The sequence below is a fragment of the Nostoc sp. NMS7 genome (genome assembly GCF_017115085.1).
Lineage (GTDB): Bacteria > Cyanobacteriota > Cyanobacteriia > Cyanobacteriales > Nostocaceae > Nostoc.
Window position 1 is genome coordinate 1 of record NZ_JABXKJ010000259.1, and the last position, 13,954, is coordinate 13,954.

A 13,954-nucleotide genomic window follows, 5' to 3' on the forward strand; every position below is an offset into this window, starting at 1 on the left:
CTCTACCAGAGGCTGCGCCAACGACTTCGCTACTTCGACGCCGCTCAGTACAAGTGCCCAATGCCCAATGCCCAATCCCCCTAGACATCGCTCCTATTAATTCTTCTGTTGCTGTATGATAATCCCGTCTAATAATAATCAGATTTTCTATCTGTGTTCTGCCAAGAAAGCTGCTACAGTTTGGTTAAATGCCTCTGGTTGTGTCAAAAACGGCCAATGATTGCCAGGAACTTGACAGATACGTAGGTTTTTAAGATAGGTTTTGTAGGGTTGGATTTGCCAATTTTGGCGATTTAGACCTTGTTCTGGTTGGACAAAGAGGGCAGGGGTGTCAAGGGGGATTGTAAAACCAGGCACTTGCATGACTTCCTCAAAAATCCCGTCGCGGGCGGCGATAGTAAATTTGCTGCCCCAACTACCATCGAGTTTTTGTTCTATTCCTGCTTGGAAAACTTGTTGCTGTAAGAAACTCCATCCTTGATATTGCTTTAACTGCCGTGCTTGTTGTTCAGCTTCTTCATAACTGGCAAAGGGTCCCATGCTTTTGAGAAAAGGCAAGAAGCGATACAACATCGGAAAAGTTACCCTGAAAAGGCTGGGCATTTTCCAAATGAAAATCGGATCGATCAGAGTTATACTCTGCAAACGCTTTGGGTTTTGCCTTGCCCAGATGGCGGCTAATTTGCCTGTCCACGAGTGACTGACAATATGGGCAAAAGTCCATCCGAGATCATCCATGAGTGCTTCGAGGTCTGCGATCGCACTTTCAAAACTATAATCTTTCTCAGGCTTACTACTTTGGCCATGTCCGCGCATATCTGGTGCAACTATGTGGTAGTCTGTCCCTAAGTAATCTCCTAAACTAGACCACACTAGAGCATGATCGCCTAAGCCGTGTAATAGCAGTAAAGGTTCTTGACCTTGGTTCCACTCTAAGTAAGAAAGTTGGATATCAGGCTTTGATAAAGTTTGACGTACAGGCATCGGGAGCATATCGGCCAGTGAAGAGATAGTTTCGCGTTTATATAATACTGCGAAAAAAGATGGTCAGCGTCAGGAGATGGGACTTGACAGCTATAACCAAGCTTTAAAATTCAAACCTGATGCTCTTTTCTCAATCGCTCAGTCAAATTACTTGGATGCGATCGCGCATTTGGAGTTAGAGTAATTAAATCGTCAATATTGCGTTTCATTGTCTGGCAAATCGCATCTAGAGGTAAGTCATTAGGGTCATAACCAAAGGGGTTTTCTATCTCCAAGCCAATGGCTTCAATGCCAAATACTGTAAAAGCAACGAAAGCAGCAATTAAACCTGTCCACCAACCCAGACTCTCCACTATTTGAAATGGGAACAGAAAACAATATAGTAACAATAATTGCTTCAAATGAATCGAATAAGCTAATGGCATAGGTGTTTTTAAAATACGTTCGCAAGCTCCTAAATTATCAACAAGATTATTCAATAATTCTTGCATAGATGTTAACTGGTAGCTATTAAGGCAATTGCGATGATACTGCTGCTGTAAATAATCTCCTATCCAAAAGGCAACCTCTATGGGGGGATTATTCATAATCTTCAGTTTTATATACTTACTAGATGGCATTAAATCTTCTAACTCGCTATTGACTGCTTCTCCCCGCAAATGTAATTTAGTTGTCACAGCAAAAGCTACCATTAAGTTTAATGCTGTAATTTTATTGTCTTTATCTTCTGGTGAATTTTCGTCAATTGATACCCAAATTTGCCGCGCTAGATTTCGGACGTTATTTACTATAGAACCCCAGCATTTTCTCCCTTCCCAAAATCGCTCATAAGCAGTATTTGTCCGAAATACTAGCAATAAACCTAATACAATACTAGGAATAACACTTCCTAAAATAGGTTGCGATACAGGGACATCAAAATGGGAAAGTAGAGAAATCAAAAATCCGAAAGCTCCGCACCATAAAATATGTTTATAAATTGCTTTAATCACCGAACCTTTAAGTTGTAATGTTGTGCGTAGCCATGTGATTTTTTCGGCTGTCATACAGTTACCCTAAGAGAATATTTAGTCAACTGATATAGCAATCCTATCTGATTTGTGAAAATTCTCGGTGTCCAGATCCCCGACTTTTTTGAGAAGTCGGGGATCTAACTTTTCACGAATGATTTAGGATTACTATAGATTAAACATCGGTACTTTAAAAATAATAACTATAGAAATACCAGGATTGGCAAAGAGGATATTGTAACAAGTAGTGTTGGGAAGATAACAGGAAATGCTGCCAGCAATGACTGTATCCTACTTTCCTAGTACTTACGCACGAGTTACGGAATAACGTAGAGGAGTTGATATTTCGCTTGCTTGGCACAATTCCAAGTATCCAGAGCCACTAACAGTATAAATTCGACAGGTTCCTTGGTCAAGCCAGAATTTTAAGCCCAGCTTTTGTTGGTAGAATTCTGTGGACGCATCGAGATCATCGGTATAAAAGAAAGTAACCTGCTGTTAAATGGGCGGATAATCAGACATAAAATAAATTTGAGTATATACCCCAACGACATCTGGCGATCGCATAGGTAAAGATTGATTGATGTTAGAAACCTGTTACTACTCCAGATGCCTTAAGCGCATCTGGAGTTTCTTTTTGGAAAAGCGCAGCGTTAGCGGTTTCCGTCGTTAGCGACCTTGGCGTAGCGTCTGGTAGAGAAGGGGCTTATAGGCTTATACTCAGTCTACTGCTGTAATTTCGTGGATCATTTCTGTACGTCTGGTAGAGAAGGAGCTTATGGGCTTATACTCAGACACCTTTATCTACATTTGAGTGTATACCCTGATAACGTAGGATGCTCTCACGGTGAAAATTTGATGACAGAACAGCTTTCGCTGACAATCGTTTGAATGATGCTGTAGCTTGGTTTTCCGGCTTGCTCCCCATTTTGTATTTTAATTTGCTCTAGATTCGACCTTAAGGCACCTTTATCAGATGATCATAAAGAATGATTAAGAAAAACGAGTATAGACAAACATGATAAAAATGCTAGCTGAAAACTTGATGGGAATTGAAGCAAGATTACAAATTAATTGGGTTTGGCTAAATGCCAGCTTACAGTTTGCTACTTGGGGACTTATTTCACTTTTACTTGCTGAGGTTTTGAGAGACAGCTACCATGCTTTGTGTCACCAAGTCAATTGGCTTGCTAAATGGCACAACAAGCACCATAGCGCCTATCGCCGCGATTTATCGATAGTTTCCCTGAAAGTTTATCAAGAATCCCAACTCTATCACGATATTTTAGAGTCGAGTCTACTGCTGGTGGTATTGGTAGTCATTGCCTTAATTGTTCAGCATAAGGGGTTATGGTTGGGAGTAGCTTATGCTTGCACCTTCTTATATGGCGCGTCCGTGCGGTATTTTCAGGGAAAAATTGATACAGACTACAACCACCTACCCGGACCTTTAGAGACAATTCCATCCATTTGGTGGGTGAATCGGTCTTATCATTGGCGGCATCATTTTGATGATGTCAACGCTTACTACAGTGGTGTTTTTCCCCTGGTGGATAAAATTCTTGGTACAGGACTGTCTCTCAAGGGTAAAACCGTCGCTTTAACTGGAGCATCAGGAGCGTTGGGACAAGCGTTAGCGGCTGAACTGATCAAGAATAATGCTAAAGTCGTGGCATTAACCACTAATCCAGAAAAATTAGTTGAGCAAGTTGGGGTGAAGGTGGTTCCCTGGCAGCTGGGCAATGAAGCCAATCTGAAGGATAGTTTAGAGAAAGTAGATATTTTAATTATCAACCACGGAGTCAATGTTTACACCAGCCGCACACCAGAGGCTATCAACTCCTCCTATGAAGTGAATACCTTTTCAGCATTACGGTTGATGGATATATTTTTGACAACCGTAACCGGGCCACAAGCAAAAGCAACGAAGGAAATTTGGGTAAATACTTCTGAGGCGGAAGTTTCTCCAGCGCTGAGTCCGCTTTATGAACTCAGCAAACGAGCGCTAGGAGATATTGTTACCCTGAAGCGATTGGATGGGGATTGTGTAATTCGCAAGTTAATTCTTGGCCCGTTTAAGAGTCAACTCAATCCCTATGGAGTGATGTCTGCACAGCAAGTTGCTCGTGGTATCTTATTTTTGGCACGGCGAGACTTCCGAAACATTATTGTGACGATAAATCCTCTTACCTATCTGCTGTTTCCCTTAAAGGAAACTAGCACATGGCTATACTATCGAGTTTTTAGCCGAACAGCGAAAAGTTAAAGTGCGTTATGGTACTGGTTTGGGGCTAGCGATGCCTGGGTTGGGCTACGCTGGAGCACATCAGATTGTGGTAGAAAAACATCATGGCAAGCTTTTTAAGAATAAAGGGAAAAACAAACTTATGGGACTTTTCGATCAAATTCTTGGTGCGATCGCTAATCCTAATCAACAGGGCAGCTTAGGTCAACTAGGAACTATTGTTAACACTGTACAGCAGTTGAGCGATCGTTCTGGTGCAGACCCGTCTACTATCCAATCAGTTTTGTCAATTGTGGGTGGTCAAGTGCGTTCTGCTTTACAAGATAAGCAAGCCACAGATGGTAATGAAGCCACACAAACTCTAGTGAATCAATATGCTGGTACTTCACCTAACCCCGAAGCCGTCGATTCGCTGTTTTCTCCTGACACACAACAGCAGGTAGCTGAAATTGCTGCCCAGCGCACTGGATTGGATGCTGGTATAGTTCAACAATTGCTGCCTTTAGCAGTACCTTTGGTGCTGAATTTTTTACAATCAGGTGCAAATGCTCAGAATCCCCAAGCTGGCACAAATCCAGTACTGAATTCCTTTTTGGATGCTGACGGCGATGGTGATGTCGATATCGCTGATGCCATCCAGATGGCTAGTCGGTATATATAAGATAGTAATATTTTTCCCCACTCCTAACTCCCAACTCCTGTACAGACGCGATTAATCGCGTCTCTCCAAACTCCCCACTCCCCACATAAATCAGACAGTCTATGTCTAAATTTTTTGACTGTATTACTGAGGAACTGCAAGACTTTATTGCAGCCCAACACCTTTTCTTTGTTGGCTCTGCACCCTTGAGTTCTACAGGTCATGTTAACCTGTCTCCTAAAGGTTTAGGCTGCTTTCGCGTCTTCTCTCCCCACCGAGTAGGTTATGTAGACCTTACAGGCAGTGGTAACGAAACATCAGCCCATTTGCAAGAAAATGGGCGGATAACCTTCATGTTTTGCGCCTTTGAAGAACCCGCGTGTATCTTGCGTCTTTACGGTCAAGGAAAGACGATTTTACCGAGTTCTCCAGACTGGAACTCCCTCTACTCTCTGTTTTTGCCGATGCCTGGAACTCGTCAAATTATCGTTGCTGATATTGAAAAAATACAGACTTCCTGTGGTTTTGGCGTACCACTCTATGAATATCGAGGTCAGCGCCAAACTCTAGTAAACTGGGCTAGTAAAAAAGGCGAAGAGGGAGTTCGAGAATTTCAACAGCAGAGAAATCTCGTCAGCATTGACGGTTTAGCCACACCACTGAGTAAATTACCATAAATTTGACTCATGGATTATTTTATTCGTCCACTCACACAAGAAGATGAGCCTTTTCTTTGGCAAATGCTTTATGAAGCAGCCCATCTGGTAGAAGAAGGTAATTTGACAGTGCAGGATGCAATGAATAATCCTGATTTGGCAAAATATGTTAGCAATTGGGGACGTAAAGATGATAGTGGCTTCGTCGCTATTCTAAAAAGTAGTAATCAGCCAGTAGGAGCCGCATGGCTGCGTTTATTGACAGGTGAAAATAAAGGATATGGTTATGTTGATGATCGCACTCCTGAACTAGCAATAGCAATTCTTCCCCAACATAGAAATAATGGTATAGGAACGCAGTTACTCACACATTTGTTAGCAGCAACCAAAACATCTTATCCATCAATATCACTTAGTACCAGAGCGATAAATCCAGCCGTGGGTTTATATAAACGATTTGGCTGGAAAGTTCTTGCTGACAGTGAAATAATCAACCGAGTTGGTGGCATCTATTTCAAGATGAAAATTGATTTTAAGCTCAAAGTTCGTCGCTTCTAGGGTAGGTTATGGCGTTCATCCTAACGCACCGCCTAATTTTTAAGACCTTTTAGGGTTGGTGTCACCACCAATTATTGCTTGGAACAAGTTCGCTAGTAAAGAGAAAAATGCCGAAACTAACACTAGCAGCATTAAACTAGCAAGGGCAGCAAAGGGAGAGATAATGAATAAGAGTAAGAGTGCAAATATCAAAATCGTTAGTAATGTCTTATTCATCTTTTTTCACCTCTAATAGTTTCTATTTTCAAGCTAACCAACTAAGCCATGAACTCGACCAGAGTCAATAGAAGGAATTAGTCTTAGTTCTCTGGTTAGATTTTTAACCAAGTTGACTGCCAAAATTTAATCTATAAATCAACCTAATTCATAATTAAAAAGGGTTTGATTCTCCTGCTTCTACCAAGCAGTCCTGCTTTAGTTGGGTTTAAATCCCCTTTCTATTACATAATCATGAATTATCAATTATGAATTATGAATTATGAATTTTTAACAATCTGTCACTTGCCCTCTGTTAGATTTTACCTGTCCGCGCTTACTTTTGTAATCAAGGCGCTTTTTTTGAGAACTGCGAGTCGGTTTAGTGGGTTTGCGTTTTCTCGTGACTACGACTGCGCTTTGAATCAGTTCTTGAAGTCGTCTCAAGGCTGACTCCCGATTGTTCTCTTGGCTTCGGTGTTCTTGGGCTTTGATTACCACAACTCCTTCTTGGGTGATGCGTCGATCATTCAGATTTAAAAGCTGTTGTTTATAATAATCTGGTAATGATGAAGCCACAATATCGAAGCGCAAGTGAATCGCAGTGGAAACCTTATTCACATTTTGGCCTCCCGCTCCTTGCGAACGAATCGCGCTAATTTCAAGATCACTCTGGGGGATAATAACTTTGTTGGAAATTTGCAGCATTACTCACAAGGCAAAAGAATAACTTTTCAATTTGGGATAAAAATCCTTTACTCGGGTTGTTCGGTAAAATCTATTACTACGTCTTGGTCTTCATTGTTGTTCAAATTCACCTCTAATGTCTGTCCTTCTATTGTCACTTTATCACCCGGTACTAGTAGCCGTCCTCGTCGAGTTTCCAGCATACCGTTTACTTGGACATTACCACCTTGAATCATCAGTTTGGCTTGCCCTCCAGTTGGCACTATACCCATCAACTTTAAAAATTGATTTAATTTAATTGTGTTGTCTCTGATTTTCTTCATCGTAAATAAAGGTATATATTCTTAATTGTATCGTGGCGTTATCAAGCCAAAGCCAAAACTCTTTTAAAACTTTGTTTATAGCCAGAGGCTAGAAATGCTGCTCATTGCGATTCTTGTGCGAGTAGGGGAGGCAGAGCCTCAATGAGGGACATTCCCAGTCGGAGACTGGGAACGAGACACGAGACAAAGCCACATCTAGAAGGCATGGGTTGCTTAGGTAAACTTTTACTAATTGGCTGTGGTGGAGCGTCACGGAATAGCCCGTCGTCGCGATCGCTCTCACAAAAACTGTAATACCAGTTTATTAATCTATAATGTTGATTGACAAAACTGCCAGATATAGGTGAACAAACTAGTCTGGAAGGTTATTTTAGTGTGTTCAGGTGACTGGATCTATGATTAAGCTTGGTTTATTGGTACAGTCCCAGAATAACTATTTGGGTATCGGAAAAGTTACGGAAATATCTGATACCAATGCAAATGTTGAGTATTTCTGCTCCATCGGGCAACGTCTCCAAAAAACTTTACCTTTAAATTCACTCTCTCAAGTCAAGCTTGAACCACAAGCTCGATGCTATGTCAAGTCCCAAACTCAGGATAAATGGATAATTGGTAGAATTTTCATCTGGGATGAAGATACAGAAATGTATCAAATTGATTTACCAGATAAGAAAACTGCAATTGTTACTGAAGAAGAAATTTACGTTCGTTGCAATTTACCCAACACTGACCCTATCGAAACTCTGGCGATGAAGGGTCACGAAACGCCTTACTTCCACGACAAAAGATTGGCTTTCGTGAAATCCTTGATTCAGCAACGCGCTGTCAGTCGCGGGATGACGGGACTGATTTCGGCAAATATTAATCTTTATCCTCACCAAGTTGAAGTTGTGCGGCGGGTACTGGAAGACCCAATTCAACGCTACTTACTAGCAGACGAGGTGGGACTCGGAAAAACCATCGAAGCGGGTGCGATTCTGCGTCAATTCCTTCTTGATGAGCCAAAAAAAGGTGCGGTGGTCATAGTTCCACAATATTTGCTCAAACAATGGCGGACTGAGTTAGAAAACAAGTTTTACATTTCCCATTTTCCCAAACGGGTAGCGGTGCTGGCGGTTGAAGATATTCATAAAATCAATCTGAAAGCGAAGATAGGCTGCTTAATTTTAGATGAAGCCCATCACATCGCAGCAATGGCAACCTCTAAGGATGCAGCAGTGCTACAGCGTTTTGAGACTTGCAAAAATATTGCTCATAAAAGCGATCGCTTACTTTTATTATCCGCTACTCCAGTTCTCAATCATGAGCAAGATTTTCTGGCAATGTTGCACTTGCTCGACCCGACAACCTATAAACTTGATGATTTAGCAGGTTTTCGCGCCAAAGTTGAAAGCCGTCAGGAAATTGGTAAACTTTTGCTTTCTTTTAAAGAAGGTGCCAAGCCTCTGGTTCTCAAAAGCAATTTGCAGCAATTGCGAAACCTGTTTGCTGAGGATAAGTATTTACTAAAGCTGGCGGATGATTTAGAAAGTTGTTTACAAGCAAATTCTAGCAACCAAGAGCAAATCGTCCAAGCGATTCGCGTCCACGTCAGCGATACCTATCGACTACATCGACGAATGCTTCGCAACCGTCGCGCGGCGGTAGAAGATGTGATCTTTGACCGTAATTTTACGCCGAAAGAAGAGTATGATTTAGACGAGCGAGCGCCTGATATTCACGAACTGATCAATCAATGGCGTAGTGTCGCTCCCCATGAAAAGCAATATCAGCGAATTTTTCTCTTGTTATTCCTAGCTTCTGGTACTTGGTTAGGTATTTTAGAGCAGGTAATTGTCGCCCGTTTAAGTGGTAAACCTGATTCTAAACTGATCCAGGAGTTTAAAGAAAATGATCTTCGCCTATTAACTACAACTCCCAAATTCTCAGGCGAAGAAGAGATTCTGCAATCCTTACTAAAAGTTATTCGTCAACCTCAAGAAGACGGAGAACGCAGGGAAAATTTGCAAATAGTGCTGCTGAATCAGCTAGGTATATACTTCAAAATTCCTGCAAACGTTCGGAAGAATCAAAAGGAATTCATCACGAGAATACAGCAGAGAATTCGCAGGCCAATTACTGGCGATATTCTCCCCAAATTTATTGTATTTACCAGTTTTGTGCAAACTTGTGCCGAAATTGTCCGTTATTTGTCTGATATTTTTGGTGCAGAGACAGTAGCCAGCCATCAATTTGGGGAATCACCAGACAAGGTTGAGGAAGGGTTAAATAGGTTCAAGAATAATCCCAACTGCTTTATTCTAGTATGCGATCGCTCTGGAGAAGAAGGGCGTAATCTTCAGTTTGCCGACTGGTTGATTCATTTTGACCTTCCTTGGTCGCCTAATCAATTAGAGCAGAGAATTGGCAGACTTGACCGCATCGGCAGCAAAATTGGCATCCAATCCTGTGCCTTGATTGGCCCCTATATGGAAGATAGCCCTCACAATGCTTGGTATAAAGTATTGAAAGATGGGTTTGGTATTTTTCAACAATCAATTGCCAGTCTCCAGTTTTATGTGGATGAGAAACTTGCAGAATTAGAAACAGCTTTGTTTGAATCAAGTGCTGCTGGATTGTTAGAGATGATTCAGCCAATTCAAGAGCAAATTGAAGCGGAAATAGTAAAAATTAGCGAACAAAATACTCTCGATGAAATTGATGCTAACGATGAAATTGCAACCCAGTATTTTCAAGATTTAGATAATTACGATGCTCGTCATCTAGAAATTAAGCGAGCAATTGAAGGCTGGATTTGTGACGCGCTGGGATTCAGGGGACAAAATAACCCAGATTCATCAGAAATGCGACGTTATCAACCGACAACGCGTACCTTGGTTCCCATAAATGACTTAAAAAACCGTTTTGCTGATAGTTCTCTAGACCAATTTGGTACTTATAATCGCCGGATAGCAAATCAGAATTCTGGTATTAAACTCTTTCGGATTGGGGAAGGATTTGTAGAAGCACTCTTGAACTATATAAACTGGGATGACCGAGGTGAAGCCTTTGCAATGTGGCGCACTGATGCATCTTGGGATGCGAAAGAAGGGAAGGAGTGGTTTGGTTTCCAATGCAATTATGTAGTCGAAACAAATTTAAAAAATGTCAAACAAGTTTTAACCGATTACAAGCTAGACAATTCTCAATTCAAAATCTTGCAGCGACGTGTTGATGCTCTATTTCCGCCAATTATAGAAACTATCTATGTTGATGGTCGCAACGAGCAAATACGTGTTGTTGAGGATAAAGCGCTCTTAAGTATTCTGCAACGTTCATATAAAGATAAAAACAATAATCAAGGACGAGATTACAATCTGGCAAAAGAGCGCTTAGGAATTATTGATGATTTTGTTGACCCTAGTAAATGGCAAAATTTTTGTTATCAAGTGCGTAACACTTCTTCAGAATTACTTTCCAATCGTCCCGATTTTATTGACTTGTGCCAAAGTTGTGCTGAGGTTGCCCAAAAGAAATTAGACAATCGAGTAGAACAATTACGCCTACGTCTAAACCAGCAAAGTTGGGATGATGCATTAGCGGCAGAATTGAAAATAGAAACTGCTTTAAATGCAGCTATTCTAGAGGGAATTCGCCAGCCGCTTCTAAGGCTTGATTCTGTGGGTTTCATTATTGTATCGGGGCGATCGCTTATGCAATTTGAGTGATATTATCTGCGGATAATTTCTTTTGCCTTTGGCAATGTATCAGCGATCGCTAGGGTTTACAATAGATTTGTACTAGCTGAGTTGAGTGTTCTAACGTTGTTAAACTTCCAGTTGACAAGGCAGGTGAGATTAGCAGGCAATCTGCTACGAAAGGATTATTGGCAGCACGTTAAATTAGATACCCGACAACTTTTGCGAAGTCGGGTATCTAACATCTTTAAAATTTAATTATTATGTTAAATATCTCTACTCAAGACCTACGCCACAGAGCCATCAAGTTTTTAGAACAAAGTCCCCCACAGCGTCTACAAATTCTCAAGCAATTGGGCATAGCTCGTTATGACTTTTTAACTAAAATACAACTAAATGAAGCAAATATCATTTGTATGATGCGGTTTTTTCAATATCCAAATCAGCTAAAATTTCCTATTCTTATAGGAGCAGATTTATCTGGTTTAATTTTAGATGGTGTAAACTTCATCCGAGGAAATTTATCAGAAGCAAATCTACAAGCTAGTAGTTTAGTGAATGCAGACCTCTTATTTGTAAATTTTACGAAAGCTGACTTAAGAAATGCAGATTTACGAGGCGCAACTCTTAACGAGACTATTTGGTTGGAGACTCTAGTAGATAATTGTCAGCTTGGTGTTGGTACTGGTTTAAATCATCTGCAACGTCAAGATTTACAAGTACGCGGAGCTAGATTTAACAGTTCGGCTTCTCTGTGAGACGCTGCGCGAACGCTCACTGTTTAAGCCTCGGCTTCTCTGCGAGACGCTCCGCGAACGCTTACTGTTAAAACCTTGGCTTGTCTGCGAGACGCTGCGCGAACGCTCACTGTTAAAGCCGAGCGGATCCGAGGCTTTAATTCTTGATAAGATGGTGATTAAAACACAAAAAATTATAAGATTATTAAATTGATATTGACTTGGATAAGTTAATGAGTATTAAGTTGCCCCAAAAATTGATGTTGCTAGGTTCAGGAGAACTCGGTAAAGAATTTGCGATCGCAGCTCAACGTCTTGGTAATTATGTGATTGCTGTTGACCGCTACGTTAATGCTCCGGCGATGCAAGTTGCTGATGCTTATGAAGTTATTTCTATGCTCAGTGCTGATGATTTAGAAGCTGTAGTCAAAAAACATCAGCCAAATATTATTATACCAGAAATTGAAGCAATCAGAACAGAAAAACTGATTGAATTTGAACAGCGAGGAATTACAGTTATACCGACTGCGGCTGCTACTAACTATACAATGAACCGCGACAGAATTCGGGAACTGGCACATCAAGAATTAGGCATCAGAACGGCTAAATATGGTTATGCAACAACTCTGGAAGAATTGATTGCTGTTTCGGATGAAATTAGGTTTCCTAATGTTGTTAAACCCGTCATGTCATCCTCTGGTAAGGGTCAGTCTGTAGTGCAGAATAAAAGTGAGGTTGAGAAAGCTTGGAATTATGCGATATCTAATTCTAGAGGAGACAGTCAAAAGGTGATTGTAGAAGAATTTATTAAGTTTGAAATTGAGGTAACTTTACTGACAATTAAACAGTGGAATGCACCGACAATTTTCTGTTCTCCTATTGGTCATCGTCAAGAACGAGGAGATTATCAAGAATCGTGGCAACCTGCACTAATTTCTGAAGATAAGATATTAAAAGCAAGAGAAATAGCCAGAAAAGTTACTGATGCTTTAGGAGGAGCCGGAATTTTTGGGGTTGAGTTTTTCATTACTCAAGATGAAGTTATTTTTTCCGAACTTTCTCCCAGACCTCACGATACGGGAATGGTGACATTAATCTCACAAAATCTCAATGAATTTGAGCTACATCTGCGAGCTATTTTAGACTTGCCAATTCCTCATATAGAACAGCTAGGAGCATCAGCTAGTGCGGTAATTTTAGCTTCCGAAAAATCTGATTTTATAGTTTTTGGTGGTGTAGCCAATGCTTTGTCAGAAAAAGATGTAGATATTAGATTATTTGGGAAACCTAATGCTCATCCATATCGGCGAATGGGCGTAGCTTTGGCGAAGGGTGTTAATGTCCAAGAGGCTAGGGAAAAAGCTACTAGAGCTGCCAAGAAAATCACAATTAATTGATAGATTTATTATAAGTAATATGAGGACACTAAAAGTATTCAACAGGAATTGAATTTTTCAACTTCCAAAATTAAGTGTCTACGTTTGACTTGCAATCTCAATTAAAATCCCGTCTAATGGTTTAAATAGTGTGTGACTTGTATAACTTCTACTAAAACGTCCAAATGGTAGAGGTTATATTGCGATAAATTTGTAACTATTAAATGTGCAGTAAAAGAAACTGAAGCTGAGACATTCATTGGGTTAGAGATGCTCCTCAGTAAACTTCATAAATATCAACAAGCGTAAAAATTATTTTTTGACGGCTCCTGATTACGCAAACAATTAATTAACATGAGTAATTTAATCACACAATCTCTCTGGTTTTTTGGCTCTCGCTTTAGCATCATTGCAGATCACACAACTACCGCAGGTCAGTACGATCTGCTCGAAGGCTATTTCCCTCCTACTGCACAAATACCCCTGCATCGCCACACACGCTATTCTGAACAAATCTATGTACTGTCCGGGGAGTTTACGGTTTGGGCAGGTGAGAACAAAGCTGTGTTGAGCGCTGGTGAAAGCTTCCTCATTCCTACTGCCACACCCCACACCGTGGCTGTGCTTAACGATCAGCCAGCTCGCGTGTTGGTCGTTGCTGCGCCAAGTGGCTTTGCTCGGTTGATCGCAGCAATTGGTACGCTGGATGAGAAAGAAACACCCGATATGGAGCTGTTTGAACGTATTTGCGTTGAGATCGGCGACGAAATTTTGGGTTCGCCTGGAACTTTACCCTCGGCATGATGCTAGGAGAACATAGCAATCGTCTTAGAACAATGAACAAAATCGGTGCAGAAGTCAGGCAT

At 40.9% G+C, this 13,954-nt stretch carries 14 protein-coding genes; 9 read left to right on the top strand and 5 right to left on the bottom strand.

Features of this window, described 5'->3' with window-relative positions:
* Positions 1–147: 147 nt before the first annotated feature.
* Positions 148–984, bottom strand: a complete 837-nt coding sequence (locus HWQ38_RS37625; protein WP_292804751.1) for an alpha/beta hydrolase — start codon at positions 982–984, stop codon at positions 148–150.
* A 110-nt stretch (positions 985–1,094) separates the two neighbouring features.
* Entirely contained in the window at positions 1,095–2,030 is a 936-nt protein-coding gene (locus tag HWQ38_RS37630) for a bestrophin family protein (protein ID WP_292804754.1), read from the bottom strand.
* A 982-nt stretch (positions 2,031–3,012) separates the two neighbouring features.
* Between HWQ38_RS37630 and HWQ38_RS37635 the strand changes: the two genes are divergently transcribed.
* The 4 genes from HWQ38_RS37635 to HWQ38_RS37650 all read left to right on the top strand — a co-directional run bounded on the left by HWQ38_RS37635 (position 3,013) and on the right by HWQ38_RS37650 (position 6,093).
* A complete protein-coding gene (locus HWQ38_RS37635; protein ID WP_292804757.1) occupies positions 3,013–4,260 on the top strand; it encodes a bifunctional sterol desaturase/short chain dehydrogenase in 1,248 nt (415 codons plus the stop codon).
* A 121-nt stretch (positions 4,261–4,381) separates the two neighbouring features.
* Positions 4,382–4,900, top strand: a complete 519-nt coding sequence (locus HWQ38_RS37640; RefSeq protein WP_292804819.1) for a DUF937 domain-containing protein — start codon at positions 4,382–4,384, stop codon at positions 4,898–4,900.
* Between the two features lie 101 nt (positions 4,901–5,001).
* On the top strand, positions 5,002–5,556 hold the full coding sequence (locus HWQ38_RS37645) for a pyridoxamine 5'-phosphate oxidase family protein (RefSeq protein ID WP_292804760.1): 555 nt from the start codon (positions 5,002–5,004) through the stop codon (positions 5,554–5,556).
* A gap of 9 nt (positions 5,557–5,565) precedes the next feature.
* Positions 5,566–6,093: a GNAT family N-acetyltransferase gene (locus tag HWQ38_RS37650; protein WP_292804763.1), complete on the top strand. Its 528-nt coding sequence runs from the start codon at positions 5,566–5,568 to the stop codon at positions 6,091–6,093.
* Positions 6,094–6,132: 39 nt separating this feature from the next.
* Here HWQ38_RS37650 and HWQ38_RS37655 read toward each other — a convergent pair whose 3' ends face one another.
* The 3 genes from HWQ38_RS37655 to HWQ38_RS37665 all read right to left on the bottom strand — a co-directional run bounded on the left by HWQ38_RS37655 (position 6,133) and on the right by HWQ38_RS37665 (position 7,298).
* Positions 6,133–6,309 carry a hypothetical protein gene (locus tag HWQ38_RS37655; RefSeq protein WP_292804766.1) on the bottom strand — a complete coding sequence of 59 codons (177 nt, stop codon included), beginning with the start codon at positions 6,307–6,309 and terminating at the stop codon, positions 6,133–6,135.
* Between the two features lie 270 nt (positions 6,310–6,579).
* Positions 6,580–6,996 (bottom strand): alternative ribosome rescue aminoacyl-tRNA hydrolase ArfB, encoded by a 417-nt coding sequence (gene arfB, locus HWQ38_RS37660; RefSeq protein WP_292804769.1) that lies wholly within the window; start codon positions 6,994–6,996, stop codon positions 6,580–6,582.
* A gap of 47 nt (positions 6,997–7,043) precedes the next feature.
* Entirely contained in the window at positions 7,044–7,298 is a 255-nt protein-coding gene (locus HWQ38_RS37665; RefSeq protein WP_292804772.1) for an RNA-binding S4 domain-containing protein, read from the bottom strand.
* A 141-nt stretch (positions 7,299–7,439) separates the two neighbouring features.
* Between HWQ38_RS37665 and HWQ38_RS37670 the strand changes: the two genes are divergently transcribed.
* The 5 genes from HWQ38_RS37670 to HWQ38_RS37690 all read left to right on the top strand — a co-directional run bounded on the left by HWQ38_RS37670 (position 7,440) and on the right by HWQ38_RS37690 (position 13,892).
* The gene (locus HWQ38_RS37670; protein ID WP_292804775.1) at positions 7,440–7,592 is read left to right on the top strand and encodes a hypothetical protein; all 153 of its coding nucleotides are present in this window, start codon (positions 7,440–7,442) and stop codon (positions 7,590–7,592) included.
* Between the two features lie 101 nt (positions 7,593–7,693).
* Complete coding sequence (gene dpdE, locus HWQ38_RS37675; RefSeq protein WP_292804778.1) at positions 7,694–11,005, top strand: protein DpdE; 3,312 nt, start codon at positions 7,694–7,696, stop codon at positions 11,003–11,005.
* A gap of 233 nt (positions 11,006–11,238) precedes the next feature.
* Complete coding sequence (locus HWQ38_RS37680; RefSeq protein ID WP_292804781.1) at positions 11,239–11,733, top strand: pentapeptide repeat-containing protein; 495 nt, start codon at positions 11,239–11,241, stop codon at positions 11,731–11,733.
* Positions 11,734–11,945: 212 nt separating this feature from the next.
* Positions 11,946–13,109, top strand: coding sequence for a formate-dependent phosphoribosylglycinamide formyltransferase (purT, locus tag HWQ38_RS37685; protein WP_292804784.1), 1,164 nt, complete (start codon positions 11,946–11,948; stop codon positions 13,107–13,109).
* Between the two features lie 333 nt (positions 13,110–13,442).
* Positions 13,443–13,892, top strand: a complete 450-nt coding sequence (locus HWQ38_RS37690; RefSeq protein ID WP_292804787.1) for a cupin domain-containing protein — start codon at positions 13,443–13,445, stop codon at positions 13,890–13,892.
* Positions 13,893–13,954 lie beyond the last annotated feature (62 nt).

Excerpts from the sequence above, each read along its gene's own strand:
- HWQ38_RS37630 (WP_292804754.1), bottom strand. The coding sequence starts at position 2,030 with ATGACAGCCGAAAAAATCACATGGCTACGCACAACATTACAACTTAAA.
- dpdE (WP_292804778.1), top strand. The coding sequence starts at position 7,694 with ATGATTAAGCTTGGTTTATTGGTACAGTCCCAGAATAACTATTTGGGT.
- HWQ38_RS37635 (WP_292804757.1), top strand. The coding sequence starts at position 3,013 with ATGATAAAAATGCTAGCTGAAAACTTGATGGGAATTGAAGCAAGATTA.
- arfB (WP_292804769.1), bottom strand. The coding sequence starts at position 6,996 with ATGCTGCAAATTTCCAACAAAGTTATTATCCCCCAGAGTGATCTTGAA.
- HWQ38_RS37690 (WP_292804787.1), top strand. The coding sequence starts at position 13,443 with ATGAGTAATTTAATCACACAATCTCTCTGGTTTTTTGGCTCTCGCTTT.
- purT (WP_292804784.1), top strand. The coding sequence starts at position 11,946 with ATGAGTATTAAGTTGCCCCAAAAATTGATGTTGCTAGGTTCAGGAGAA.
- HWQ38_RS37645 (WP_292804760.1), top strand. The coding sequence starts at position 5,002 with ATGTCTAAATTTTTTGACTGTATTACTGAGGAACTGCAAGACTTTATT.
- HWQ38_RS37670 (WP_292804775.1), top strand. The coding sequence starts at position 7,440 with ATGAGGGACATTCCCAGTCGGAGACTGGGAACGAGACACGAGACAAAG.
- HWQ38_RS37655 (WP_292804766.1), bottom strand. The coding sequence starts at position 6,309 with ATGAATAAGACATTACTAACGATTTTGATATTTGCACTCTTACTCTTA.
- HWQ38_RS37640 (WP_292804819.1), top strand. The coding sequence starts at position 4,382 with ATGGGACTTTTCGATCAAATTCTTGGTGCGATCGCTAATCCTAATCAA.
- HWQ38_RS37680 (WP_292804781.1), top strand. The coding sequence starts at position 11,239 with ATGTTAAATATCTCTACTCAAGACCTACGCCACAGAGCCATCAAGTTT.
- HWQ38_RS37665 (WP_292804772.1), bottom strand. The coding sequence starts at position 7,298 with ATGAAGAAAATCAGAGACAACACAATTAAATTAAATCAATTTTTAAAG.
- HWQ38_RS37625 (WP_292804751.1), bottom strand. The coding sequence starts at position 984 with ATGCCTGTACGTCAAACTTTATCAAAGCCTGATATCCAACTTTCTTAC.
- HWQ38_RS37650 (WP_292804763.1), top strand. The coding sequence starts at position 5,566 with ATGGATTATTTTATTCGTCCACTCACACAAGAAGATGAGCCTTTTCTT.